Annotated in this window: 30 protein-coding genes and 1 rRNA gene; 2 read left to right on the top strand and 29 right to left on the bottom strand. The window is 47.8% G+C overall.

Annotated features, from left to right (window positions below; all coding sequences use genetic code 11):
- Positions 1-10 precede the first annotated feature (10 nt).
- From FO441_RS10515 to FO441_RS10450, 14 genes are all read right to left on the bottom strand, one after another.
- A complete protein-coding gene (locus tag FO441_RS10515) occupies positions 11-286 on the bottom strand; it encodes an RNA-binding S4 domain-containing protein (protein ID WP_145289779.1) in 276 nt (91 codons plus the stop codon).
- A complete protein-coding gene (locus tag FO441_RS10510) occupies positions 276-1,454 on the bottom strand; it encodes a MazG nucleotide pyrophosphohydrolase domain-containing protein (RefSeq protein WP_145289776.1) in 1,179 nt (392 codons plus the stop codon). Before FO441_RS10510 ends, FO441_RS10515 begins: the two co-directional genes overlap by 11 nt.
- Positions 1,451-4,921, bottom strand: coding sequence for a transcription-repair coupling factor (gene mfd, locus FO441_RS10505; RefSeq protein ID WP_145289773.1), 3,471 nt, complete (start codon positions 4,919-4,921; stop codon positions 1,451-1,453). Before mfd ends, FO441_RS10510 begins: the two co-directional genes overlap by 4 nt.
- Entirely contained in the window at positions 4,914-5,486 is a 573-nt protein-coding gene (gene pth / locus FO441_RS10500; RefSeq protein WP_145289770.1) for an aminoacyl-tRNA hydrolase, read from the bottom strand. The genes mfd and pth overlap by 8 nt, the downstream gene beginning before the upstream one ends.
- A 63-nt stretch (positions 5,487-5,549) precedes the next feature.
- Complete coding sequence (locus tag FO441_RS10495; protein WP_145289768.1) at positions 5,550-6,218, bottom strand: 50S ribosomal protein L25/general stress protein Ctc; 669 nt, start codon at positions 6,216-6,218, stop codon at positions 5,550-5,552.
- Positions 6,219-6,336: 118 nt separating this feature from the next.
- Entirely contained in the window at positions 6,337-7,311 is a 975-nt protein-coding gene (locus tag FO441_RS10490) for a ribose-phosphate diphosphokinase (RefSeq protein ID WP_145289765.1), read from the bottom strand.
- 12 nt (positions 7,312-7,323) lie between these two features.
- On the bottom strand, positions 7,324-8,685 hold the full coding sequence (gene glmU / locus FO441_RS10485; protein WP_145289762.1) for a bifunctional UDP-N-acetylglucosamine diphosphorylase/glucosamine-1-phosphate N-acetyltransferase GlmU: 1,362 nt from the start codon (positions 8,683-8,685) through the stop codon (positions 7,324-7,326).
- A gap of 129 nt (positions 8,686-8,814) precedes the next feature.
- Entirely contained in the window at positions 8,815-9,207 is a 393-nt protein-coding gene (spoVG, locus tag FO441_RS10480) for a septation regulator SpoVG (RefSeq protein WP_237605058.1), read from the bottom strand.
- Positions 9,208-9,268: 61 nt separating this feature from the next.
- Positions 9,269-9,649 (bottom strand): RidA family protein, encoded by a 381-nt coding sequence (locus FO441_RS10475; protein WP_145289760.1) that lies wholly within the window; start codon positions 9,647-9,649, stop codon positions 9,269-9,271.
- Between the two features lie 18 nt (positions 9,650-9,667).
- Positions 9,668-10,516, bottom strand: a complete 849-nt coding sequence (gene purR / locus FO441_RS10470; protein ID WP_145289757.1) for a pur operon repressor — start codon at positions 10,514-10,516, stop codon at positions 9,668-9,670.
- Between the two features lie 63 nt (positions 10,517-10,579).
- The gene (gene ispE / locus FO441_RS10465; RefSeq protein WP_145289754.1) at positions 10,580-11,425 is read right to left on the bottom strand and encodes a 4-(cytidine 5'-diphospho)-2-C-methyl-D-erythritol kinase; all 846 of its coding nucleotides are present in this window, start codon (positions 11,423-11,425) and stop codon (positions 10,580-10,582) included.
- A 77-nt stretch (positions 11,426-11,502) separates the two neighbouring features.
- Complete coding sequence (locus FO441_RS10460; RefSeq protein ID WP_145289751.1) at positions 11,503-12,207, bottom strand: ABC transporter permease; 705 nt, start codon at positions 12,205-12,207, stop codon at positions 11,503-11,505.
- Between the two features lies 1 nt (position 12,208).
- Entirely contained in the window at positions 12,209-13,057 is an 849-nt protein-coding gene (locus tag FO441_RS10455; protein WP_145289748.1) for an ABC transporter ATP-binding protein, read from the bottom strand.
- Between the two features lie 162 nt (positions 13,058-13,219).
- On the bottom strand, positions 13,220-14,131 hold the full coding sequence (locus tag FO441_RS10450; protein WP_145289745.1) for a response regulator transcription factor: 912 nt from the start codon (positions 14,129-14,131) through the stop codon (positions 13,220-13,222).
- A gap of 193 nt (positions 14,132-14,324) precedes the next feature.
- Between FO441_RS10450 and FO441_RS10445 the strand changes: the two genes are divergently transcribed.
- On the top strand, positions 14,325-14,888 hold the full coding sequence (locus FO441_RS10445) for an NADPH-dependent FMN reductase (RefSeq protein ID WP_145289743.1): 564 nt from the start codon (positions 14,325-14,327) through the stop codon (positions 14,886-14,888).
- A gap of 82 nt (positions 14,889-14,970) precedes the next feature.
- Here the strand turns inward: FO441_RS10445 and FO441_RS10440 are convergent, their stop codons facing one another.
- The 5 genes from FO441_RS10440 to metG all read right to left on the bottom strand — a co-directional run bounded on the left by FO441_RS10440 (position 14,971) and on the right by metG (position 19,587).
- Entirely contained in the window at positions 14,971-15,234 is a 264-nt protein-coding gene (locus tag FO441_RS10440) for a Veg family protein (RefSeq protein WP_145289740.1), read from the bottom strand.
- Between the two features lie 74 nt (positions 15,235-15,308).
- Positions 15,309-16,205 carry a 16S rRNA (adenine(1518)-N(6)/adenine(1519)-N(6))-dimethyltransferase RsmA gene (gene rsmA, locus FO441_RS10435; protein WP_145289737.1) on the bottom strand — a complete coding sequence of 299 codons (897 nt, stop codon included), beginning with the start codon at positions 16,203-16,205 and terminating at the stop codon, positions 15,309-15,311.
- A gap of 1 nt (position 16,206) precedes the next feature.
- The gene (rnmV, locus tag FO441_RS10430) at positions 16,207-16,761 is read right to left on the bottom strand and encodes a ribonuclease M5 (protein ID WP_145289734.1); all 555 of its coding nucleotides are present in this window, start codon (positions 16,759-16,761) and stop codon (positions 16,207-16,209) included.
- Between the two features lie 75 nt (positions 16,762-16,836).
- Positions 16,837-17,601 carry a TatD family hydrolase gene (locus FO441_RS10425; RefSeq protein ID WP_145289731.1) on the bottom strand — a complete coding sequence of 255 codons (765 nt, stop codon included), beginning with the start codon at positions 17,599-17,601 and terminating at the stop codon, positions 16,837-16,839.
- A gap of 12 nt (positions 17,602-17,613) precedes the next feature.
- Positions 17,614-19,587, bottom strand: a complete 1,974-nt coding sequence (gene metG / locus FO441_RS10420; protein WP_145289728.1) for a methionine--tRNA ligase — start codon at positions 19,585-19,587, stop codon at positions 17,614-17,616.
- Between the two features lie 300 nt (positions 19,588-19,887).
- On the opposite strand from metG, the gene FO441_RS10415 reads away from it, so the two are divergent.
- Complete coding sequence (locus FO441_RS10415) at positions 19,888-20,166, top strand: transition state genes transcriptional regulator AbrB (RefSeq protein ID WP_145289725.1); 279 nt, start codon at positions 19,888-19,890, stop codon at positions 20,164-20,166.
- Between the two features lie 18 nt (positions 20,167-20,184).
- On the opposite strand, the gene rsmI is transcribed toward FO441_RS10415, so the two are convergent.
- From rsmI to rrf, 10 genes are all read right to left on the bottom strand, one after another.
- Complete coding sequence (rsmI, locus tag FO441_RS10410) at positions 20,185-21,009, bottom strand: 16S rRNA (cytidine(1402)-2'-O)-methyltransferase (RefSeq protein ID WP_145289721.1); 825 nt, start codon at positions 21,007-21,009, stop codon at positions 20,185-20,187.
- On the bottom strand, positions 20,969-21,259 hold the full coding sequence (locus FO441_RS10405; RefSeq protein WP_145289718.1) for a GIY-YIG nuclease family protein: 291 nt from the start codon (positions 21,257-21,259) through the stop codon (positions 20,969-20,971). The genes rsmI and FO441_RS10405 overlap by 41 nt, the downstream gene beginning before the upstream one ends.
- Entirely contained in the window at positions 21,252-21,980 is a 729-nt protein-coding gene (locus FO441_RS10400; protein ID WP_145289715.1) for a tRNA1(Val) (adenine(37)-N6)-methyltransferase, read from the bottom strand. The genes FO441_RS10405 and FO441_RS10400 overlap by 8 nt, the downstream gene beginning before the upstream one ends.
- A 37-nt stretch (positions 21,981-22,017) precedes the next feature.
- A complete protein-coding gene (locus tag FO441_RS10395; protein ID WP_145289712.1) occupies positions 22,018-22,332 on the bottom strand; it encodes an initiation-control protein YabA in 315 nt (104 codons plus the stop codon).
- Positions 22,332-23,141, bottom strand: a complete 810-nt coding sequence (locus FO441_RS10390) for a PSP1 domain-containing protein (RefSeq protein WP_145289709.1) — start codon at positions 23,139-23,141, stop codon at positions 22,332-22,334. The genes FO441_RS10395 and FO441_RS10390 overlap by 1 nt, the downstream gene beginning before the upstream one ends.
- A 5-nt stretch (positions 23,142-23,146) precedes the next feature.
- On the bottom strand, positions 23,147-24,001 hold the full coding sequence (locus FO441_RS10385) for a hypothetical protein (protein WP_246095122.1): 855 nt from the start codon (positions 23,999-24,001) through the stop codon (positions 23,147-23,149).
- A gap of 72 nt (positions 24,002-24,073) precedes the next feature.
- On the bottom strand, positions 24,074-24,403 hold the full coding sequence (locus FO441_RS10380) for a cyclic-di-AMP receptor (protein WP_145289703.1): 330 nt from the start codon (positions 24,401-24,403) through the stop codon (positions 24,074-24,076).
- On the bottom strand, positions 24,400-25,032 hold the full coding sequence (gene tmk, locus FO441_RS10375; protein ID WP_145289701.1) for a dTMP kinase: 633 nt from the start codon (positions 25,030-25,032) through the stop codon (positions 24,400-24,402). Before tmk ends, FO441_RS10380 begins: the two co-directional genes overlap by 4 nt.
- On the bottom strand, positions 25,029-26,294 hold the full coding sequence (locus FO441_RS10370; protein WP_246095120.1) for an Orn/Lys/Arg family decarboxylase: 1,266 nt from the start codon (positions 26,292-26,294) through the stop codon (positions 25,029-25,031). Before FO441_RS10370 ends, tmk begins: the two co-directional genes overlap by 4 nt.
- Before the next feature lie 110 nt (positions 26,295-26,404).
- A 5S ribosomal RNA gene (gene rrf / locus FO441_RS10365) occupies positions 26,405-26,519 on the bottom strand.
- Positions 26,520-26,669 lie beyond the last annotated feature (150 nt).

Here is a 26,669-nt window from a genome sequence, read left to right as displayed (position 1 = left end):
ACGCTGTTTGCTAGAGAAAACTGGTATCCTTTTCAATTTTCTGTTCTTTTACCACTTTGTACATCCGGTCTGCGTCCTCCTTGCGCGCATGCGCCCCGAGCTGCAGAACTTCAAGCGTCACAATCTTTCTGCCGAATTCAATCTCCACGATGTCGCCGACAGACAGTTCCGTCCCTGCTTTTGCGACTCTGTCATTGACCTTCACCCGACCATCATCACTGATCTCCTTGGCGAGTGTCCGTCTTTTGATTACTCTGGACACTTTAAGAAATTTATCAAGTCTCATCGTTTTGCCCCCTCTCCTTCAGAATATCCTCCAATGGCTTCCCTTCATGGATGGTCTCCTTCATCCATTCAAGCACAATGCTGCCATAGGCTTTTTCATACTTTATCTTTTCCTTCTTGCCCTCTTTCACCTTCGCCTCGGACCATACACGGTCCAGGTCGTCAAGCGTTTCAACAGAGGCATCGCCAAATACATGCGGGTGGCGTCTGATGACTTTCGCCGTCACACTGTCCAGTACATCGAAGAAGTCGAAGTATCCATCCTTCTTGCCGATGGCACTGTGAAGGGCGACCTGCAGCAGAATATCGCCAAGCTCCTCGACGATTCCTTCATCATCCTGCCTTTCGATGGCTTCGATCACTTCATACGTCTCTTCGAGCAGATAGCGTTCAAGCGATTCGTGCGTCTGCACCTTGTCCCACGGACAGCCATTCTCGCCGACGAGCGTATCGAATACTTCCGTCATATGATGGATGTCGCGCTGTGACAGGCGTGCATCTTCAATTTTCGGAATGTAGAGGCAGAGCAGATTGCTCTGGATGTCCAGATGATCGATTTCATGCAGTGGTCGGCTTATGACCTGCTCATGGGTGCTGCCGGCAGCATCGACAATCTTCACCTGTGTCTCCGCGGGATAGTATTCGAGCAGTGACAGTTTGACTTCCCCGAGACTGTACTGGTCATATACCTGTGTAATCAGAGTGTGCTGATGGTGGTCGAGGTCCCGCGTCTTGAATGTCATGCCGTCAAGCACCTGGAACCCTTCATTTACAGGAACTTTCACCGCTGAAATGACTGCATCGATAAAGCTCTGGCCGCCGGATACCGATACTTCCAGTCCACCCTGCTTCTCTTGTTCGAGCAGAAGCTCGGTCGTCGTTTCATAGAATAGCGGATGTCCCGGCACCGCATAGACCACATCCTCATGCTCTGCTGCTGCTAAGAGGCTGTCGACGATTGCTTGATACGTACCTTCGAATGTTTCATTCTGCTCATATATATGATCCAGATTGACCAGTTCAGCACCTTTCTCCTTCAAGGCTGATACAGCCGGATGATCCTCGGTGCGCAAATGGATGCGATCCGCCTGTTCAAGGCGCCGCCATACACCAAGCGGCATCTGATCCAGATCCGAACTTCCAAGTCCGATCACTTCTATACGCTTCATAGCACTTCCTCCATTCTACTGTTCTGTACTGCTTCAAGAATAGTGACAAGCTGATTGATATCCTTGTTCCGGATCGTTATCAGCATTTCACCGTCCTGTACGGATATTTTCATGATGCGACCATAGTCCTGTGTATCGTTGAACAGCTTCTCACCATCGATCTGCCCGGTTGCTTTCCTTGAAACTTGCAGATAGAAGTTGCGACTGTCCTCTTTGACGTGGTAGATGCCGAACATCAGTGAGAAGACTTTGATACGGACAAGCTGGAGCAGACGCTCCACTTCGATCGGGTACTCCCCGAAACGGTCCAGCAGCTCGTCCTGGATATCATGGATGACATCGATCGACTCCGCTTTCCTAAGCCGCTTGTATATATCGATCTTCGACTGCTCATGCGAAATATAGGATGCAGGGATATACGCATCAACCGTAATATCAATCGGTATATTGACCGGTTCCGGCTCAGGTTCAAGCCCCTGCTTCTCCTTGACTGCCGTCTCGAGCATTTCGGAATAGAGCTCGTAACCGACCGAATCGATGAACCCGGACTGGTCCTTGCCGAGCAGATTGCCGGCGCCACGGATGTTGAGATCCCGCATCGCAATCTTGAAGCCGCTGCCGAGTTCCGTATATTCCTTGATTGCCTCAAGACGCTTTTCTGCCACTTCGGTCAGCACCTTATCCGGCTGGTGGAAGAGGTAGGCGTAGCTGATGCGGTTGCTCCGTCCGACACGGCCGCGCAGCTGGTACAGCTGGCTCAGCCCGAAACGGTCGGCATCCTCGATGATCAGCGTGTTGGCATTCGGCACGTCGACGCCCGTCTCGATGATGGTCGTCGTCACCAGCACATCATACTCGCCATTGACGAAAGCAAGCATCGTCTCCTCAATCTCCTTCTCATTCATCTTGGCATGCATGACGCCCACTTCGGCATCCGGCACCATTGCTTCGACATGCGCCTTCTTCTGATAGATCGTATCCACCCGGTTGTGCAGATAGAAGACCTGCCCATCGCGTGCCAGCTCCCGCTCTATCGCTTCGCGCACGAAATCTCCCTGGTACTCGAGCACATACGTCTGCACCGGGAAACGGTTCTCAGGCGGTGTCTCGATGACGGAGAGATCCCTGACACCGGATAGGCTCATATGGAGTGTCCTCGGAATCGGCGTCGCCGTCAGAGTCAGCACATCCACATTCGTCTTCAGCTGCTTGATCTTCTCCTTGTGTCTGACACCAAAGCGCTGCTCTTCATCGATGATCAGCATGCCGAGATCCTTGAACTCGATATCTTTTGCCAGCACCTTGTGCGTACCGACCACGATGTCGACCGTGCCCTTCTTCAAACCTTCCTTCGTCTTCTTCAGCTGGCCTGCTGTTCTGAAACGGCTCATCATATCGACGTTGACAGGAAAGTCCTCAATCCGCTCGATCAGGCTTTCATAGTGCTGGGCTGCAAGTATGGTCGTCGGCACGAGGAAAGCCACCTGCTTGCCATCCTGTACAGCCTTGAAGGCAGCCCGTATGGCCACTTCCGTCTTGCCGTACCCCACATCACCGCAGAGCAGCCGGTCCATCGGCTGCAGGGATTCCATATCCTTCTTGATCTCGCCGACCGAAGCCACCTGGTCGGCCGTTGGTTCATAAGGGAACCGCTCCTCGAATGAAGCCTGCATGTCCGTATCCATTGAAAATGCAAACCCTTCGGCCTGGCTTCTCTCCTGATACAGCTTGATCAGTTCATCCGCAATTTCATTGACGTTGGCTTCCACTTTCGCCTTCGTCTTCTTCCAGTCGGTGCCGCCAAGCTTATGCATCTTCGGCTGGCCATCATCACTCGCAACATACTTCTGCACAAGGTTCATCTGATCGACCGGAATATAGAGCTGGTCGGTCCCCTTATACTGCAGTTTCATATAGTCATTGTGTATGCCGCTGATTTCAAGCGTTTCGATGCCGAGGTAGCGGCCGACACCGTGGTGCACATGGACGACGTAGTCGCCGACATTGAGCTCCTGGTATGACTTGATCTTTTCTGCATTTGAGATTTTGCGGGCCCGCTTCTTCTTGCGTGATGTCTTGTTGTACAGCTCTTTCGAGCCGAGGACGGCCACTTTCATGAAGGGCAGAATGAAGCCTTTCGACAGCACACCCTTCGTCAGAACAATACCTGAATCCACCGGGATTTCTTCAATGTAGCTCGGAATCTTCAGATCTTCGAGCAGCTGACGGGTCTTGTCGATCTCATCATCATCCCTCAGCACCAGATTGATCATGTATTCATCATTCAGCATCCTGTTGAGATTCGAGGCAAGAATATCATATTGCCCATAATAGACTTCCGTCGGCCGGACAGATATCTTTACGATATGGCCGATCTCGACCGGCATGCTTTTTGTAAACAGGTTGAAGTAGGTGCTGCCTACAAGTGACAGCAGACGTTCATACTGGCCCTCGAGGAAGTTGCCCCCGCCCTTGAACATGCGGCCGGCTTCAACCATCGATTCATAGTAGCTGCTGACCGAATTGAACTCCGATTCGTAGGCTGCAGCCATATTCTTCACTTCGTCGACGATGACACGGTGGTCGTCAGTAATATAGTCGATGATCGATATGTCCCGGTCGGTGAGCAGCCGGCTGTAGTGGACCAGATGATTGAATGTCTGATCGGGATGGGTGACCGTGTCATAGTATTCATCCAGCGCCTCCTGTGATGTCTGGTCGAGATGCGGTCTTGTGTCCTGGTACATCTGTTCGATCTTACCGAGCAGCTTCTCACGCTCATCCCGTTCAATGATGTATTCGGCATGCGGCTTCATTTGGACGGCATCGATATTCTCGATGGAACGCTGGGTTTCGGGATCGATCGATCTCAGTGAATCCACTTCATCATCAAACAGCTCGATCCGGATGAGCTGCTCGGACATATAGACGTCTATGATGTCCCCTCGGACCGCAAATTCTCCAAAGTGCACCGCCTGGTTCATCCTTCTATAGCCGAGGCTCACCAGATCTTCGATGAACTGGTCATATTCGAGGATGCTGCCGACTTCTATCGTCTTTTCAAAACCGAGCAGCTTGTCTTTCGGCATCATCGGTTTCAGCAGCGCATGAACCGGTACGACAAATAGCCCTGGCTCATTATGCGCCAGAGCAAAGAGGCTGCTCATCCGCGATTTCATGAATTCAGGACTCTGTTTGGCATGGTTCTCAATCATGATATCTCCGACCGGGAACGTATGGACATTATCCATCATGTCCATCAGAGGCGCAGCCAGTTTCTCCATCTGGTGGTTGTTCTGCACAAATAGAACAACCGGACGTCCTTCAGACTGCACCAGTTCATATAGCAGGGCCGGCTTGAAGTCATCATTGATGCCCGTGACCATCATGTTCAGATCATCTTTATGATTGGCGACTTCAAGAAAACGTTCATCATTCTGTATTCTTTTTGAAACTTTCTCATTCATCTACATCACCGTTATATTCCGTCATCACTTCTTCGAACGGCTCCGTCAGAAACGCAGTCGAGGCTTCGGAAGAACGTGTGACCACTTTTTCAATTACAGGCTGTTCACTTCTAGTAAATCTGCCGAGGACATAGCCGGGAATCGAGCCGCCAGGTGCCGGGCGGTCGATGCCGATCCTGACCCTTTTATACTTCTCGGTACCCAGATGCTGATTGAGCGACTTGATGCCGTTATGACCCCCGCCACTCCCCTTCTTACGAAGACGCAGTCTGCCTACAGGAAGATCCAGATCATCATATAGGACAAGGATGTCATCAACATCGATCTTGTAGTAGTCGAGGAGTGGACGTACACCTTCACCACTCAGATTCATGAAAGTCTCGGGCTTTACGAGCATCACTCTTTGACCTTTGTAGTAGCCTACACCGAAAAGACATTTGAATTTTCTGCTGGATAATTCGATGCCGAGCGCGTCCGCCATATGGTCGATCACCATGAAGCCGATATTATGCCTCGTATAGTCATACTTCTTCCCTGGATTTCCAAGTCCAATCACACATTTCATTTCATCACCTCATACAACGTTAAAAAAGGCGATGGGAAATCCACCGCCATGATCATGCTTATATTACGCTTCGTCTTTGTTATCTTCGTCGGAAGATTCTTCAGATCCTTCTGCTGCTTCTTCAGATCCTTCAGTTTCTTCACCTTCAGTTTCAGCGCCCTCTTCCTCTTCAGGCTCTTCTTCGAGCTGAGGTGGAACGATTGAAACGATTGCTTCTTCATCTTCATTCTCGATTGTGAAATTGCCTTTGGAACGGATGTCGGATACGTAGAGTGTATCGCCGATCTGCATTTCCTCAACATTGACCTGGATGGATTCCGGAATGTTGTCCGGTGTTGCTGTAACGGAAACTTCGAAGATCGGGTGTTCAACTATACCACCTTCAGCTACACCAGCTGCTTCTCCAACTGTTTCGATTGCTACATCCACTGTAACTTCGGACTTCATGTTGATTGCTACGAAGTCGATGTGTGTGATCTGGTTCTTGAGGGAGTCAGCCTGGTACTCGGTTACCATTACTTTAACCGGTTTACCGGAAACATCAAGATCGATGACACCGTTACGTCCCACTTCACGGATGACTTTGATGAATTCGTTCTCGTCTACAGCGACTGGAGTGTTGTCCACTTCATAGCCGTATACAACAGCAGGAATCTTGCCCGCTGCGCGCAGTTCAGTTACTTCTGAACGCTTTGCTTTGCCTTCTCTATTCGTTGAGGCCAATTTTGCCATGGTATATTTCCACCTTTCATTTACAGACAGTTTTGCATTACTTCATTTAACACATAGCCATGCATAATAATAGCATACTACCCGTGTGTTTGTAAAAAAAACATGCAGGATTCCGGGATCAGTTGTCAAACAGTATGCTGACGGACTCCTCTTCGTAGACACGGACGATGGCCTGGGCCATGAGTTCGCCTACGGAAAGTTCTACGATTTTGCTGCTCTTCTTCTCTTCTGGCAGCTGGATGGAGTTGGTTACGACCAGTTCCTTGATGACGGATTCTTCGATTCTCGAGATTGCCGGTCCTGACAGTACCGGGTGTGTGCAGCATGCATAGACTTCCTTGGCACCCTTATCGAGCAGTGCCTGTGCTGCCAACTTCATTGTGCCGCCCGTATCGATGATGTCATCGATAATGATGGCCGTACGCCCTTCGATTTCACCTACAATATTCATCACTTCCGCAACATTCGGTTTCGGACGGCGCTTGTCGATGATGGCGATCGGTGTCTTCAGGCGATCGGCCATTTTACGCGCACGTGTCACACCACCGTGGTCCGGGGAGACGACAACCACCTCATCAAAGTTGAAGTCCTTGTTCTCCTGGAAGTAGTCGCTCAGAATCGGCACACCCATGAGGTGGTCGATCGGAATATCGAAGAACCCCTGGATTTGTGGTGCGTGCAGGTCGAGGGAAATGACACGGTCCGCACCAGCTGTTTCAATCAGGTTGGCAACCAGTTTGGCAGTAATCGGCTCGCGGGAACGGCTCTTCCTGTCCTGACGTGCATAGCCATAGTAAGGCATTACGATATTGATTGTTGCTGCAGAGGCACGCTTCAGTGCATCAATCATGATCAGAAGCTCCATCAGGTGTTCATTTACCGGCTGGCTTGTCGGCTGGACAATGAACACATCGCATCCACGGACGCTTTCTTCTATATTGATCTGGACCTCTTCGTCGGAAAATCGTTTGACCTGGCATTTTCCAAGTGGAATGCCGATATGTTCAGCAATCTCCCTTGCAAGGGGTTCATTGGCCTGCAGGGAAAAAAGGCGTAGATTTGAATTCTTGTACTGGTTGCTAGAAGCTAACATGTTCTTCCTCCATTAATTATCTTTTTTGTAGTATCCGTCTTTTGTCGTCTGCCTGTTTCTGGCAATCGCAAGGCTGTCGTCAGGCACCTCATCTGTAATTGTGGAGCCGGCGGCTATGAACGAACGCGCGCCGATCTTCACCGGTGCCACCAGATTCGAATTGCATCCGATGAATGCATCCTGTCCGATTTCAGTCCTGAATTTGTTCTTGCCGTCATAGTTTACGGTGATGGTGCCGCAGCCGATGTTGGAACGCGCGCCGATGGAGGCGTCTCCGATATAGCTGAGGTGGGAGACCTTGGCTTCATTTTCAAGTTTGGCTTTTTTGACTTCGACAAAGTTGCCGATCTTCACTTCTTCACCAAGCTCCGATTCAGGTCTGAGCTGGGCGAACGGTCCGACTTTTGTTCCTCTGCCCACTTTTGAGGATGTAACAACGGACTGTCTGATTTCCACTCCATCGCCGATGATGGAGTCCTTGATCTCGGAACCGGAGGAAATCATTGCACTCCTGCCGATTTCCGTTTTGCCGCGAATGATGGCACCTGGATAGATGACCGTATCGCTGCCGATTTCAACTTCCTTGTCGATATACGTCATTTCCGGGTGGATCAGCGTTACACCGTTCTGCATATGCAGTGTATTGATGCGTTTTCTCATGACCTCTTCGGCATTGGCCAGAGCGACCCTGTCATTGATGCCGAGTGTCTCTTCAAAGTCAGGTGTCACATATGCTTCCACCCGTGCCCGCTGATCACGCAGAATGGAGATGACATCAGGAAGATAGTATTCGTTCTGCGCATTATCGTTATTGACCTTGTCGAGTGCTTCAAACAGCGTGCGGTTATCAAAGATGAATGTCCCGGAACTTACCTCTTTGATCTCCCGTTCCAGATCAGTCGCATCCTTCTCCTCCACAATGCGCTTGACAGAACCATTCTCTTTTCTCACAATACGCCCATAGCCGAATGGCATCTGTGTACGTGAAGAGAGGATGGTCGCCTTCGATCCGGTCTCGAGATGATAGTGCATGAACGCCTGCATCGTCGTATCACTGATGAGTGGAGTGTCTCCGCATACGACCATCGTATGGCCGTCCTTATCATGAAGCGTATCCTGCCATTGGCGTACTGCATGCGCTGTACCAAGCTGTTCTTCCTGGATTGTCGTATGTATACTCTCACCCAGGTAGTTGCTGACTGTTTCAGAACCATGTCCAAGGACTACGTAGATGTCTGAAATGCCTGCTTCCCTCAAATTGCCAATGACGTGCTGGATCATTGGAGTACCGCACACTTCATGCAGTACCTTGTACTTTTCGGACTTCATCCGTGTACCTTTTCCGGCCGCCAGGATAATTGCTCTCGTTTGCATAGTCTACCTCCATTTTATAACTAACCCAATTATATTTTAGAAGCGGGGGAGTTTCAAGGTGTAAGCGGATACAACCACAAAGTTCTTCATGGCAAAAAACCCACAAAGCATGTGCTTTGCGGGCTGCCGCTATTTATCGTCTTCAGTGTTGTCCTGTCCTGATTCTTCCTGATGGTACTCTGCGTCTTCACGGCTTACTGCATCCTTCGTCGGGTCCACAATTGTTTCGGATGTTTCAGGCGCGTCCTCTATCTGTGGTTCAGGGTCTTCCGTCTCTTCATATACCCGCATCACTTCTTCCTGAACGTGCTGCCGCATATCGGAATGGATCGGGTGGGCAATGTCCCTGAACTCTCCGTCAGGTGTTCTTTTGCTCGGCATTGCTACAAACAGACCATTGTTCCCTTCGATGACCCTGAGGTCATGGATGACAAATGCATCTTCAAAAGTAATGGATGCCAGTGCTTTCATTCGAGTGTCTTGGTTATTTACTTTCCGCAGTCTAACATCTGTTATCTTCATCGTTTGTTCCCCCAATAATAGTTATTGTTGGATCGTATGTGTACTGCTTCAGCCAACCAATCTATTCGTTCATTTCAGATGCAATCACTTCAATTTCCACTTTCACATCTTTCGGTAAACGACTGACTTCTACACATGATCTTGCTGGTAGTTTACCCGTAAAATAGGCGCCGTAAACTTCGTTGATCAGTGGGAAATCATTCATATCACTGATGAAAATCGTTGTTTTGACAATATTTTCATAACCCATGCCTGCTGCTGCGAGAACATGACCGACACTCTCCATCACCTGCTTGGTCTGTTCCTGGACATCATCGGAGACGATCTCCCCTTCAAGGTTGAGCGGAATCTGACCTGAGGAATAGAACATATTCCCCACTTTCATGCCGTGGCTGTAGGGTCCGAGTGCTTCTGGTGCTTTTGAAGAATTGATGGTTTCCATTGTACGGATCTCTCCTGACTATGCTTTATATTTATCATTTCCACTTTCAATATACTCTAAACAGTTGCCCTCTTCCACCAGGAAGGACTGGTTGAATTCATCGATCTCCGATACTTTCAATAGAGAGGTGTAGTCATTGAAACGCCGGTTTTCCACCTGTTTCGCCTCGACAAGCACACTGACCCCGATCACTTCTGCAGAAAACTCCTCCATCAGATTGATCACACCTGTAATAGAGCCGCCGGCCCGCAGGAAATCATCCACAACGAGCACTTTGGAGCCTTCCTTCAAAGTGCGTTTCGACAGGACCATCGTCTCTATCTTACGCGTCGATCCCGACACATAGTTCACAGAGACAGTAGACCCTTCCGTCACCTTGTTATCCTTGCGGATGACGGCCACTGGCACATTCAGTTTTCTTGCCACTGCATTGGCAAACGAGATGCCTTTGGTTGCGATGGTGACGACCGCGTCGATTGTTTCATCACCATACATCGTTGCAATCAGTTCGCCGATGTCATCCATCAGATGCGGATTGCCCATGATATCGGACATATAGAGATATCCGCCCGGGAGCAGCCGCTCCTTCGTTTTAAGTACTTCCATGAAGTTCCCGACAATTTCTCGAGCCCGCTGGCAGCTGATCTTCGGCTGGAATGTGACACCGCCACCTGCACCGGCTGTGGTCCGCACAGTGCCGATGCCTTCATTCTCAAAAACATCCTTGATGATGCGGATGTCTTCGCTGATTGATGATTTCGCTTGGGTAAACTTGTCTACAAAATATGTAAGTGGAATCAGCTGATTCGGATGGGAAGTGAGATGCTGGGTCATGAAGACCAGTCGTTCACTGCGTTTGAATTTCATAAAATAACTCCTGATACCGTATTTAATATAGCGATTTTACCATAAAAGTTCGGTTTTCAGCAATCATCCGAGCAATCTTACTTTGTAAACTTCGTGACAGCAGCCTTTGATGGCATTATATAATTGTGTCGCCTGCCGTTCCTTGTGGGTGAAACCGAAAACGGTCGGACCGCTTCCACTCATCATTGCACCATCCGCACCGTTGTCGAGCATGGTATCAATAAGCTTTTTGACATCAGGATGCTTTTTCATGGTCACTTCCTGCAAGTCATTCTTCATCAGCTTCATCATCATCTGGTAGTTTCCTGCTTCTATTGCTTTGACCATATCCTCTGAGGCTGGATGGTTCTTGCCCGGTTCCAGTGCCTGATAGATGGTCTTTGTAGAAACGTTCACTTTCGGTTTGGCCAGGATCACCCAGGCATTCGGCGGTTTGCATAGATGTTCGATCCTTTCTCCCCTGCCTGTTGCCAGTGCCGTGCCTCCGTAGACGCAAAATGGGATATCAGAACCGAGCTGACCGGATAGTTCGGCCAGCTCGTTGATATCAGCGCCCAGATCATAGAGCGCATCGATCCCCCTGAATGTAGCGGCAGCGTCAGCTGACCCCCCTGCAAGCCCTGCAGCGATGGGTATGTTCTTTTCTATCGCAATGGTAACGCCAGTATCGATACCGTACGTACGAATCATCAGAGCCGCCGCCTGATAAGCCAGGTTGCGCCGATCCGAAGGCACATACTGGTGTTCGGTTTCAATGACGATTCTTTTATCATTTCTCTTCTCAAAAGTCAGCTGATCATTCAGATCGACGGTCGTCATGACCATGTTCACTTCATGGTAGCCGTCTTCCCTTTTGAACAGTGTATCCAATGTCAGATTGATTTTTGCTGGTGCAGTTTCAAAATGCATACTTTCACATCCATTATACGGTCATTTTTGTATCAGTTTATCATAAATCGGAACGATACAATATGACTTTGGGACATCTATTTCGCCTCGTCACTCATACGTTTCCTGAAAGCCCATGTGACATAGAGGAAACTGGCAAGTGTCCAGGCGGCCAGAATGAGCAAGGGAACCACTGTTTCGCCGTCATGGATCGCTATATTCTGATAGAGCGGCAGGTAATCGGTGATCTGTCTTACAAAGTGGTCCGGTTCAGGTACGACTATTTCAACCATTGGAGTAAATCCGAATATGAACATGATCGGCAGCAGATAGACTGAAGTCGTTGCCACACTATCAACGGTGAGACCGACGGCTATGCCGACATTGAGGAAAAATAGTGCGAGCAGCAGCAGAGCTCCGATTGAGGCCACCGACCATTCGAGCGCCGCGTTCATGAGCAGAAAGGCGGCAGTGAGGGAAGCGGCAGTCATCAATGTAACGACAAGGCTTTTACCAATCAGGATATCCATCATCGAGGCAGGCGATTGAATCAGCCCTCTTAACGTATTCTTCTCATTCTCTTCAGCCATCATGGTCATGATGCCGCTGCAAAGTATCGCCGAAAACGCGACACCTACAATGAGATAGACGAGCATTGCGGGAAGGGCTGCCTCTCCATCACCCATGCGTGAATACATGAATGCCAGAAAAATAGGAAGTAGTATCGTCGTGAAAAGCATCATATTGCGTGTAAACTCTTTCAGGTCCTTTTCAAAAATTGCCATGATTCTACCTGTATTCATATCAGACAAGCTCCTTTCCTGTTACTTTTTTGAACACTTCACCAAGTGTCGGGTAGTCACTCTTCATATTGACGACATTCGTATCGAACAGGGCTGCTTCGAGCTGTACTTTATTTTCCGGACTCAGTGATATTTGCTTTGTCCTACCATCGTCATAGGTGATATGCATGTCATTGGTTTTATAGGATTGTCTCAGTGCATCCGGCGACCCATTGTCGATGATGATCCCCTCGTTCAGAAATGCAACTGTATCGCACAGTACCGTCGCCTCGTCCATATTGTGTGTCGTCAGCATGATTGTCGTACCCCGTGCTTTGATTTTGAGGAGCATATCATGGATGCTGTCTGTCGTCACAGGGTCGAGCGCACTCGTCGGCTCATCAAGGAAGAGTACTGCCGGTTCATGCAGCACCGCCTTGCAAAGCAGTATACGCTGCTTCATACCTTTGGATAGATCTTTGACCCGCTTGTTGATATGCTTTTCCAGTCCGACATCTTTCAGCACCTGATCCACTTTTGATTGTTCTGTGTTATACAGCTTCCTGAAAAGTGCCAGATTGTCCTTTACTGTAAGACGTTCATACAATGAGCTGTTATCGGAAAGTATACCGAGCGACCTGACATATTCGGATTTTTTGAATGCGCCATGCTGATAGCCGAGCACCTCCACAAGGCCCCCAGACGGTTCCAGTTCCCCGGTCAGTATTTTGATGGTAGTGGTCTTGCCTGAGCCACTCGGTCCGAGCAACCCGAAAATCTCTCCTTTACCGACCTCGAAGGAAATGTCTTTCAACGCCTCTTCATTATCAAATTGTTTTTTCAAGCCTTCCACACTAATTACAGACTTCATAAATTCGACCTCCATTTCTAGGATGTCTCCATTCTAGAACGGTGGGATGACAGCTGCGATATATACTGGATGAAATGTTGCCAGATTGCTCTTAGAAGTATGGATACAGGGATAAACTGCTGTTTCATCTGCTGAAGTGTACTCTATTCTAGACAGAGTGTACTAGCGAAGCACGAGCAGTTCCTGAATTTCATTATATTTTGTTCTGGACAGTGGAATTTTGGTCTTATCCGGGTTGTCTATGACGACAGAGTATGTATTTTTCGACCAGTTGATGATTTCCTTCACCTTTTTCAGATTGACGATATACGAACGGTGACACCTATAGAAGCCGTAATCCTTCAATTTCTGCTCCGCTTCAGTCAGATTGCCCTCTATCACGAACTTTTCCCGGGAAATATTTATATAGACTTTCCCATCGCTGCTCTCCAAGTATTCAATATCTTCCAGATCCACGAAAATCGTCTTGTCTTCAGATTTTGCTTTCATACGGTTGAGCGCACTTTGTGGTTCGTCAGACATTTCCTCTGTTTCCACCGATTTGATTCCTTGATCATTAAGTTTCATAATATCCTGGGAGATGACGAAGGCATCTTCTGTACTGTGTGTGACGACCATGACAGCCTTGCCCATCCGCTTCATCTGATCGATCGCTTTATGAAAAAGATGGATGTTGTCCACTGTTGCATTATATAGCGGATTTACGGCCAGCACACATGTGCGGTCGGACATCAGCGCATGGATGTAGGACATCCGCTGGGTAATCTCGTCACTGCATTTCCCAAGCCGCATCTTCTTAAAAGCTTCCAGCTCGAACTGTCTCAGAATATTATCGATATCCAGATCACTGTTGTACCATTTCCTGTAGAACTTGAGCTGCTCCTTTACCGTCAGACGGTCGTAGTTCCGAGCTGAACTTTCAAGGCGGAAGATCTCCGGTGAATGCTCGGTCAGTGCCATGACCTTATGGATATACTCGATGGGCATCTGGATGACAGTTACATCATCACTTCTGAATCTTATGATCTGTTCATTTTCCTTATCAATCACTTTGGAGACTTTGATTTCAAGCATGGTCCTCACCTCACGATCCGTTTATATTCATCAATTATATTATACTTTGCCTTCTGATGCTGTCATCCGCAGTATTCACATCAGCAGACAAAAAAGTTGAATTTCGGCCTCATTGCTTTATCATGTACATAGCAGGTTACTTTTTATTACTATAAACGTCCAGTTGTATTGATGGACATTGGAGGAATACAGTATGGTCAGAATCGGAATCATTACAGGCAGTACACGTCCTGCGCGCGTCAATCTTCAGGTGGCCGAATGGGTCAGGACATTTGCAGAGGAACTCGATCTCGATGCCCAGTTTGAAATCGTTGATATTATGGAATATGACTTCCCGATGTTTAGTGAAGATGTTCCGCCTGCAATGGCCAACAAGGAATATTCAAAGGATACGGTCAATGCCTGGTCCAGAAAAATAGATGAACTGGATGGTTTTATTTTCATCACGCCTGAATACAACAAAAGCATCACTGCATCGCTTAAGAACGCAATCGACTATATCGGTCCCGAATGGGCGAATAAGGCTGCTGGAATCGTCGGCTACGGTTCCACATTGGCTGTCGCAGCTACGCTCTCGCTCCGGCAGATTCTTGGGAATCTGAATATCGCCACTGTAACGCCGTTCGGCGCCTTCAGCCTATTCACCGATTTTGAAAACATGAAGACATTCAAGCCTGCAGAGATACATCATGCAACAATGGAGAATGTCGTTACAACGACGGTGAACTGGTCAAAAGGACTTAAGACGATCCGATAGCAGACACAGTGGGACAGGTCGTACGCGGCCTGTTTTTTGTATACAAAAAGGCTGCTATCCTGGGATAGCAGCCACCGTTCGATTATTGGATTACAAATGCTTCTCTCTGTTCATTATAGAATGTCACTTCAACGTTGGATGTCAATACATCAGTATATGTATATGACACTCTTTCAAAGCTATGTTCCTCCTGATCGAGTTCTACGACGAAGACAGAAGGATATGTCTCTCTCAGAATACCTCGTCGTTCAATCAACTTCTTGCGTCCTCCATTTGCACGGAGTAAAACTGGACAACCCAATTGACAATCAAGAATTTTTTTGATGTCGACTAAAGTTTTTGGCATTTGGCCCACCTCACTACTGATAGTATAGCAAGTTTACATAATTCTGTCAAAATTTCGCGTAAATTCTGTTACTTCTATGCCCCGTCAGAGACCTTCAGATCGGGAAAAGAGCGGGCCGACTGGTATATTTTTGCGAAATCCTCAATCGAAAGACTCTCCCCACGTCTTCTCGGGTCGATACCGGCCTGCTCAAGCATCTGATGGAGTGCTTCCTTCTTCTCTTTGCCATTTTCAAAGATGTTCGAGTAGTTGTTGAGTATCGTCTTTCTTCTCTGGCCGAACGCCCCACGCGTCAGCTTGAAGAACAGTACTTCGTCATCAACATCCACTTTCGGCGTCTTGCGGCGCACCATCTCCACGATGATGGAATCCACATTCGGCGGCGGCATGAAAACGGATTTGGGTACATTCTGAACAACGCGTGCCTCCGTATAGTAGTCGATGGCGATGGATAGTGAACCATATGATTTGCTGTTCGGCCCGGCGCTGATCCGCTCCCCGACTTCCTTCTGCATCATGACATAATAGCGTTCAATCGGCAGGTTCTGCTCGAGGAAATGCATCAGTATCGGCGTTGTAATGTAGTACGGCAGATTGGCGACGACAATCACTTCATCGCATCCCGCTAGCGACTCCGAAATGGTGGTCATGACATCCGCCTTCAATATATCCTCATTTACGACCTCGACATTATCATATGGTGACAGCGTATCCTCAAGTACAGGGATCAGCCGCTGATCTATTTCATAAGCAACCACTTTTCCGGCGCGTTTCGCAAGCTGCTCTGTAAGAGAGCCGATTCCCGGGCCCACCTCGATGATGCCGGTCCGGTCCGTGATATCCGCCTTGTCAAGCACTTCCCTGATCACATTCAGGTCGACCAGGAAGTTCTGGCCGAGACTCTTCTTGAAGGTGAAACCATGGTCATTCAATATTTGTTTTGTTCTGCCTACTGTGGCAATATCCTTCATTCTACTCACCTTCTAGTTCATTTAATGTCCGTTCAACCTGTGCATGTGAAATGCTGTAGCGGTTCAGCTTCTTCCTGAGCTGGCCCGCATTGGCATACCCGATGTTCAACCGGTTGCACAAGTATGTTCTGCGGCTGGCAGCTTCCCTGTTACCGGACAGCCGCCACCTCACCATGTCCTGTATGGTGATATTTTCCTCATAACCCGAAACGCTCGTATATACTTTCGACAGACTGTCGATGATGTCCTCTATGGATGCATGCTCTATCCCGATGCCGCCATTCCGCCCCTTCGCCTTTGCACGCGGCATGAACGCCTCTTTTATGTCCGGAAAGCGCTCCAGTATCGTATTTCTGATCTTCTGCCCCGGATAGTCCGGGTCCGTGAATATAATGGCACCTCTCGTTGATAGGGCCACCTCGATCTCACGCATCACCGTCTCATCGATGGCTGATCCGTTCGTCTCTATTGTTTCACAGGAAACAGCTTCATTCAGACGCCGTGTATCATCCCTGCCTTCGACAACGATGACTTCCTTTATTATCGGTTTTTCCATTCGTGCACCTCATTTCAATCATATCACATTTTTCATATAAAAAATAAAATCACCGCAATGACGGTGATTTCATCTCTATATCTTGAAGAGTGCTTCGGCGTTTTCTGTCGTCTGCTTCGCCAGATCCTCATAGGATATCTCTCTAAGCTCTGCTATTTTTTCTGCCACCAGTTTCACCAGGGCCGGTTCATTCCTTTTGCCACGGTAGGGGTGAGGCGTCAGAAATGGTGCATCCGTTTCGACAAGCAGCCTGTCGAGCGGCACATGCTTGGCTATGTCCTTTGGGTCCTGTGCGTTTTTGAATGTGACAGGGCCTCCGAGAGACACATGGAAGTTCATATCGATGACTTCATCTGCGACATCCGATGTACCACTGAAAGCATGCATGATGCCGCCGATCTCGTCAGCACCTTCCGCCTTCAGTATATCGACACAGTCCCGCGTGGCTTCACGGTTATGGATGATGATCGGCAGCTTCACCCGCTTCGCCAGAGCAATCTGTTTCCTGAAAATCTCTTTCTGAACATCTTTCGGAGATTTATCCCAATGATAGTCGAGGCCTGTTTCTCCAATACCTACTATCTTCTCATGACTGGACAGTTCTTCGATCCACTTGAGATCTTTATCCGTACAGTCCACCGCATCCACTGGATGCCAGCCGATGACACCATAGATGTTGGCATATCTATCGATCAGATCCATAGTGCGTTCAATTGTTTTCCTGTCGAAACCGACTACAACCATCTTCTCGACACCGGCTTCCTCTGCACGGCCGAGAACCGCTTCGAGATCTTCATCATACTGGTCAGCATTCAGATGTACATGAGTGTCTATCAGCATGAAAATCCTCCTCTACTTGACTGTACTGCCATTTTCAATACCATTCGGCACTGAGATCAGTGTGAGATGCTTGCCCATCTCTGCAGTCAGAATCATTCCTTCCGACATCTCTCCCCTGAGTTTGACAGGCTCAAGATTCGTTACGACAAGCACTTTCTTGCCGACAATATCTTCAGGCTCATATGCTTCGCGTATGCCGGAGACGATCTGCCGTTTCTCCTCGCCAAGATCGACTTGGATCTTGAGTAGTTTATCCGCCTTTTTGATGCCTTCTGCATGGATGACTGTCGCCACTTTGATTTCAATCTTATTGAAATCATTGATTGTAATCTTGCCGGATGCATCTTCCGCTTCGTCTTCCTCTGCCGGTGCATCCGGTGTCATCAGATCTTTCAGATGAGCAACTTCCGCCTCCACATCGAGACGTGGATAGATCGGTTCAGGTTTACTGATCATCGATCCAGCTGTTCTGATGCTGCCGTATGTCATGATGGAGTCGAATGTCTGAAGTTCTGTATCCGTCACATTCATCTGTCTGAAGATTTCCTTCGGTCCGTGCGTGAGGTAAGGTTTCAGCAGGATGGCAACGATGCGGATGTTCTCAGCCAGATGTACCATGACATTGCCGAGCGCCTGACGATTCGATTCATCTTTCGCAAGCACCCACGGTGCTGTTTCATCAATATACTTATTCGTACGGCTGACGATCGACCATACCGCTCTCAGCGACTTGCTGAATTCCGTCTCATCCATGCTCTCTTCATACAGTCTGATATTCTCATATACTGTCTGCTCAAGTTCTTCATCAAATTCCGTTTCATGTCCGGTATACTCCGGCAGCTCACCATCAAAATATTTGTTGATCATGGAGATGGTACGGTTGACCAGGTTGCCAAGATCGTTTGCGAGATCAAAGTTCGTCCGGTCAACAAATGCTTCCGGTGTGAATACGCCATCAGAACCAAACGGCACTTCGCGCATCAGATAATAGCGAAGGGCATCAAGACCATACCGTTCAACAACTGTTTCAGGATAGATGACATTGCCTTTCGACTTCGACATCTTGCCATCCTTCATGACGAGCCAGCCGTGGCCGAGAATCTTCTTCGGCAGCGGCAGATCGAGTGCCATCAGCATGATCGGCCAGTAGATTGCATGGAAACGGACAATTTCCTTACCTATCATATGTGTGTCCGCCGGCCAGTATTTCTGGAACAGTGCATCGTCATCGGAACCGTAGCCCAGAGCAGTAATATAATTGCACAATGCATCTATCCACACATATACAACATGCTCAGGATCGGACTCGACCGGAATGCCCCAGTCGAATGTCGTACGGGAGACCGCAAGATCTTCGAGACCTGGACGGATGAAGTTGTTCAGCATTTCATTCTTGCGGGATTCCGGCTGGATGAAGCCCGGATTCTCCTCATAGAATTTTTCCAGACGGTCTGCATATTTACTCATTTTAAAGAAATAACTTTCTTCTTTTACGAGTTCCACTTCATGACCGCTCGGTGCCATGCCACCAATCATTCTACCTGCTTCATCGCGGTACACTTCATCGAGCTGGGTTTCTGTAAAAAATTCCTCATCTTCGACGGAATACCAGCCTTCATACTCACCAAGATATATATCGCCCTGCGCGTAGAGCTTATTGAAAATCTTCTGGATTGCCGCTTTGTGACCCGGACTCGTCGTACGGATGAACTGATCATTCGTAATCTCAAGGAGTGACCACAGGTTCTGCATATATGCAGCCATTTCATCCACATAATCCTGAGGTGAAATGCCCATTTTTTCTGCTTTCTGCTCTATTTTCTGACCATGCTCATCGGCACCTGTCAGATAGTATACATCGAAGCCGCGCATGCGCTTGTATCTCGCCATGACATCGCACGCAATGGTTGTATAGGCATTGCCGATATGCAGCTTTCCACTTGGATAATATATCGGTGTGGTGATATAGTAAGTTGGTTTTTCCATGCTCTTCCTCCTATTTGTTCATTTACTAAATATAACGAATTTAAGTCAAATTTTCAATAATATCGGTTGTTTATGTTGGCGGAAGGCGAAGCGGTATGCTATAATCAGCAAGAACTCAACAGAGGGGCGGTATATGTTCATTGACATTCATCTGCCTTTATGTTAGGTCATGTTTCAACCGATTTATTTTGGGTAGCCAATCTAAATACCGATCTTCCCTTCTTCATGATATCTTCTGGAGACATAGATAGGGAGATGGAATAGGTCATGTGGATGAATGAAAATTTGGAGGGATTCTTTATGAAATCAACTGGAATTGTACGCAAAGTGGATGAACTTGGACGGGTAGTAATACCAATAGAACTCAGACGTGTACTTGATATCGAAGTCAAGGATGCGCTTGAAATATATACTGATGACGACACAATCATACTGAAGAAATATAAACCGCAGATGACTTGTGCCGTTACAGGAGATGTCTCCGAGCAGAATATGCGCCTTGCTGATGGCCGCATCATTCTGAGCCAGGAAGGCGCAGAAAAACTCATCGAGGAAATCCAATCAAAAATGGACAAATAAAAATAAGCGGTGCGCCGCTTATTTTTTTGTTTCATGAAATTCGTCATATACATCCTGCTTCTTCAGCCCCCGCACGTCCGCTACCTTCTTGATTGCCTGCTTTGGTGTCATGCCTTCCTTTATCAGCGCTTCCACATGTTCCATGACCGGTATATCGAATTCGACCGCTTCTGATTCCGCCCCTTCAATGACGAGGACAAATTCCCCTTTTAGAGAAATTTCCGAACCCAGCATCTGAAGCATCTCATCGGCTGGCCGTCTGACGTGCTGCTCGAACTTCTTGGTGATTTCCCTCGATATGCTGACCGTTCTGTGTCCATCAATATCTGCGATTACAGCCAATGTATCCTTTATCTTATGAGGAGATTCATACAGAACTGATGTCCGTTCATGAGCCATGATCTCCTGGAGCTTCTTTTTACGCTTTGCATTCGTTTTCGGCAGAAACCCGAAATAGGTGAACTCATATGAGGGAATACCGCTTGCAACAAGGGCCAGTGTAAAAGCAGAGCCTGAAGGGATGATGGAATATGCCAACCCTGCATCCTGCATTCTTGCAACCAGCTCGAAACCGGGATCCGAAATGACCGGCATGCCGGCATCCGTCACGAGTGCGAATGTGCGTCCTTCATGCATCTCTTCTATGATTCCGTCCTCCACTTTCCCCTTATTGAAGTCGTGATAGGCTCTGAGAGGCGTATCAATATCAAAATGTGTCGTCAGCTTGCGCGTCGTACGCGTATCTTCACATAGTATGACATCCACATTCCTCAGTGTATCAATCGCCCGGTAAGTCATATCGTCAAGGTTGCCGAGTGGCGTACCCGTGATATAGAGTTTCATTTACACCCCTCCTGATCAGTGCCAGCTTCTGCTGCCTGGTCAACTTTTTGATTTCATGCTCGCGTTTCAATGCCTCGCTTTTTGTCTGATATGTTTCCGAATGCATCAGCCGGACCGGCCCACGGTTCCGTGTATACTTCGCACCATTACCGCTGTTATGCTTAACTATTCTTGAGGTGACATCTTTTGCATAGCCGGTATAGAGTGACCCATCTGCGCATTCTACAATATAGACATGGTGTTCATCCATAGTAGACCGCCAGCATTTCTTTTGTATAGTTGCCCGCTTCATCATATATATATAGCGGCGGCAGGACATCTGCGTAGGCCTGGCTGTTGAATATCGCCTCCACCAGCACAAATAATGCCGTTTCCGATGACTGGTCATTATAGACATACTGAAGTCTTCTGATACGGAATCCGGCATTGAACATTTCACTGGCCACTTCCATGCTGCGTTCCGCCCGATGCACCATATACAGACGCCCCTTGTTTTTAACAAGGAAGCGTGCCGCTTCGATTACACCTTTCAGATCGATATGTATCTCATGGCGGGCAATGCTGTGGGGGCCTTTATTCTTAATGGGCTGGTTGTTCGTAAAGTAGGGCGGGTTCACCGTGATGACATCAAAAGTCGAATGAGCATGCATCTCCCTGATGTTCCTGATATCCCCCTCGACCATCGTAATCTGTTTTTCTTTATGATTCATCCGGATGCTGCGCTCTGCCATATCAACAAGTTCCGGCTGCAGCTCGAGCCCTCTTATGGGAAGTGCGGTCCGGTGTGACAGCAGCAATGGAATGATGCCATTGCCGGAGCACAGATCGATGATAGTGCTGTCCCTCTTCAAGAAACGTGTAAAGTTTGCAAGCAGTAGTGCATCGACTGAAAATGAAAAGACTTCACTGCTCTGGATGATTTGCATAGACTCCCGGAACAGCTCATCCATACGCTCTCCTTCTTTTAACATATATTTCACCCTCAATAAATAAGACGGCCGAGGCCGTCTATTTGTTTCTATGCTGAAGGAATCCCTGGCAGAACAGACAGTCCTCACCATGCCGATGCGTTCCAAAATGGATGCTGCAAACATGGAATCCTTCGTCATATAGATTGTTCAATGTATTCTGTTTGAATGACTTTGCCTTTTCCGACTCTTCCTTCGCCAGAAGCTGCTCATAATTTTCCTTTTCCATCTGCAGGCTGACATTCTCCTCCACCAGACGGACGGACAGCTCCTTCAAGGTCTGAAGCTCGTCATACATATGGTTCATGTCCGCTTCAAGCTTACTGATGTGCGTGAACAGTCTTTCACGATCCATTACTGCACCCCGCCTGCCGCATTCAGTTCATCACAGTGATATTCCCGGATGTAGTCATCCTTGTATTTCACCTTGACGACCAGGTCCAGTATATTCATGCCGATGACAACAGCACGACCATCCGGCGTGTCGATCGTCTGTCCAACATCAGGCATCTGTTCACGTGCATCTTCATAATACTCATCTTCAAAGTTCAGACAGCACATCAGACGGCCGCATGCACCTGAAATCTTGGTCGGACTGAGCGAAAGGTCCTGGTTCTTGGCCATCTGGATACTGACGGGCACGAAGTCACCAAGGAATGTGGAACAGCAGTGTGCACGACCACATGGACCAATGCCGCCCAGATATTTCGCCTCGTCCCTTACGCCGATCTGGCGCAGTTCGATGCGCGTTTTGAAACGGTTTGCCAGAATGCGCACAAGACTCCGGAAATCCACACGTTCATCTGCAGTGAAATTGAAAATCAGTTTCTTGCGGTCCAGTGTGTACTTCGCATTGACGAGCTGCATGTCGAGTTTTTCCTGTACCGTAGCTTCCTTGCAAAAACTTAGAGCTTCTCTTGCCATGCTGTCATTCTTATCGAATGTCTTCACGTCTTCGTCTGTCGCCCGACGGACAAATCTGCCGTCCGGTTCTACAATATTGTCTTTTGGGACACGGTAGTTCGACTTTACAACACGAAGCATTTCAAATCCGCGCTTTGTCTCCGCGACAATATAATCGTCGCGTGTGACCGCATCCCCCTTCGCTTCTATATATAGATTATCAAAATAGTCGAGTTGGGTCGCGGTGATGAGTTCTATCATATCATTCAACCTTTCGAGCAGATGACCATGCTTTCGAATACAAGCATGGGATGCACATTGGACTGGAGCAGACGGTTTGCTGTCTGCACCTCTTCCAGCATGCGCGACAGTCGCTCAAGACGCTGTCCTGCTGTTGTTTTATTCACTTCGCCACCAAACGGCCTGAAATTCTCGAGTTCCAGCAATTCATGCATGCACTGCCTGACGTAACCGTCGATCATCTGCAGTAGAAGAGCATGATCCCTTCTATTCTGTCCAAGATCGAGCATCGGTTTGATTTCTATCAGAACAAGTGGATGGTTGCCAAGCCACTTCGCTGAAAATCCCATGGCTGCCTGCCTCAACTCGGAAAATGAAGATCCGAGCTCTTTGACATGCTGGGCATTCAGCGCCAGCACATCCACAGTATTCAGCTCAGCTTCATTCAAACCTTCGAGCGTTTTGATGCGATCATCACGTTCGCCTTTGATATGGATATGCTGAGCCCGCGAATGGATGGTCGGCAGAATGCTGCTTTTATCGATTGTAAGCAGAATGGCGATTGTCTTCTCCGGCGGATCTTCAAGAAATTTGAGAACACTGTTCTCTGCCTGTGGTGTCAGCTTTTCAAACGCTTCAATTACATACACCTTGTATTCCGATTCTGTCGGCTTGCGGTTCATTCTTCTGACGAGATCTTCAACAGCTTCCTTCTTGATGCTTGTTTCCTGCGTTTCAAGATAGAAGAAGTCCGGATGGTTGCCTTCTGAAATCAGCATTTCATTTCTTGGTGTATTTCCAAGAATGTTCAGTGCGAAGTATCTGCTATAGCGATTTAACGTTTCTATTGCGTCTCCTTCAAACATATAAGTATGACTCAACCGGCCATTCTCTATAATTCTGTTCAATTGGGTTTCTACGACGCTGTTCTCAGCTTTCATAGCCAATTGCACTTAAAATCTTTCAAATTGTTCAATAGGCAGAACGAATACCGTTGCGCCACCCACTTCAACTTCCACAGGATAAGGGATATATGAATCCGCATTCCCACCCATTGGAGTCACTGGAGCCACTGTCTGTTCTCTATTGCCGCATGTATCATCAATCACTCTGAGCAGTTCATCCACACGATCATCTTCCAGACCACATAGGAACGTTGTATTTCCTGCTCTCAGAAAACCACCTGTCGAAGCAAGTTTTGTACTCCTGAAGTTGTTTTTAGTCAACCGATCAGACAATCTCTGACTGTCATGATCCTGTACAATTGCGATTACCATTTTCATGACTGATTCACCTCTTGATTCAAGTATTGGTTGATTATGTTCATTGCGTCTTCCATCACCTTTTCAGGTGACCGGCTTGCGTCTATAGTTCTGATGCGATCAGGGTAATTTTCTGATAATTTATTATAACCTGAAACAACTGCTTTATGAAAGTCTATTTTCTCGGCATCCAGCCTATTATGATCTCTTTGATTGCTGGAAATGCGTTCAAGGCCGACCTCCGGATCCAGCTTAAGATAAATGGTCAAATCAGGCATATGATCCTCTATCGCAAAGCGATTGATTTCCATCACTGCTTCAGTTCCTATGCCACGGGCATATCCCTGGTAGGCAATGGAGCTGTCTATGAAACGGTCGCACAGGACTATCTTTCCAGCCTCCAATGAAGGTATGACCTTCTCTACAAGATGCTGGCGTCTGGAGGCTGCAAACAGCAGCGCTTCAGTCCGTTCGTCCATATCGTTGCCCTTGGCCAGAAGTATTTCCCTGATCATTTCGCTGACCCCTATACCACCGGGTTCACGCGTCATGATGACTTCATGCGACTTTGAAAGCTGCGTGTGGACTTTGGAGATGAGCGTTGTCTTCCCCGAGCCCTCAGGGCCTTCAAATGTTATGAAATAGCTCATTGGTCATCCTCATTCTTGTAATGTTGTATATTTGATTTTATACCTTCTATTCTAACACGATTGCGCAGATAGTGCGTAATCGATTTGAGGTGCTCCGAGGTGATGACTTCTCCTTCATGTACAAGTGGCACTCCTGGAGGATAAGGAATAATACTCTGAATGCAGATGCGACTCTCCAATAGATCCACCGAAAATCCGCCGAGTGACGGTATACTTCCATTGAAGTCCATCACACCGATACGCTCCAATAGCGAATGGAATGGATAGCGGTCTCCATCATGGAAGAGCGGCAGACAGAAGAGCACACCTTCATCCGACCACATCTCTGGAAAGATATTCTGTGCAATAAAAGCATCCGCCAGCGACAAGGAAGTGATGTCCGGATGCAGCAGCAGAAGCTTGGCAGGATCATCCTGTATTTGGACCTCGATATTTCTCCTCCTCAGTGCTTCAATCAGTACTTTCCTTTTCTCAAAAAATCCTGCTGGATGGTAGTCAACGTAGAATGCATGTGCCTGCTCGATCGACAGCATGACAAGATAGGAGGGACTGGACGTTTCAAAGTAGTCGATATACTTCATGATGGAGCTATGCAGCATTTCATCTCTTGTAAACACGACTGAAGCCATTGTCAACGCCGGCAGCATCTTGTGGTAAGATTGGATGGTTACATCCGATTGGTAGCTCATGGACGACCGAGGAAAGCCATGAGCGATATCACAATGCGCACCATGTGCCTCATCCGTAACAACAAGCCCACCTTTGGAGTGAACAAGCGCAATCATATTTTCAATATCAAAGCATTCACCCATGTAGGTTGGATAGGTGACCACCACAACATCACCTTTCTCAAAAGGGAAAGAGGCGCACTCACCCAGCGTAATCGACTTATGATAGGCAGCCGCAAGATCAAGAGCATGGTAGACGGACTTATGGGCACCCTCAATAATGATAAAACGTTCGTGCAATTTAGATAGGGCATATACGGTTGCCAGGATGCCGTTCGTTGTGCCATTGACCATCATCTGCGCCGTGTATCCCTTATACTTCATACTCAGCCGATCATTCAATCGCTGTAGTACACCACTTGGTTCATGAAGGTCGTCAAGGCCCTCAATTTCTGTCATGTCATAGCGCCAGTCGATATCCGATAAAGCGCCGATTGTATTATTCTTATGACCGGGTACATGCATGGATATACTTTCGTCATCAAGCATCCCGGTTATTTTGCGGTATAGTTCCATCATTTCACCAACTATCATTCAGTCTCTTATTTCTTTCTATTATAATGAATGCAAGATATCAAACCAAAACCTTTATATCGAACACAAAAAAGAGGATTCCTTGTAAAAGGAATCCTCTTTATGTAATTGCCCGGCGGCGTCCTACTCTCACGGGACGTCAGTCCAACTACCATCGGCGCTGGAGAGCTTAACTGCTGTGTTCGGCATGGGAACAGGTGGGGCCTCTCCGCCATCGCCACCGGACAATATTCAGTTGAATGCCATATACATTCAAAACCGGATAGAAACAATGCGCTGCGCAGAAAACCAAACACGGTTTTCATTTATTTGAATAAGTCATCGATCGATTAGTATTCGTCCGCTGAATGTGTCGCCACACTTGCACGCCGAACC

This window comes from Salinicoccus cyprini (genome assembly GCF_007713705.1).
GTDB classification, from domain to species: domain Bacteria; phylum Bacillota; class Bacilli; order Staphylococcales; family Salinicoccaceae; genus Salinicoccus; species Salinicoccus cyprini.
This window is presented reverse-complemented; position numbering and strand designations above follow the sequence as displayed.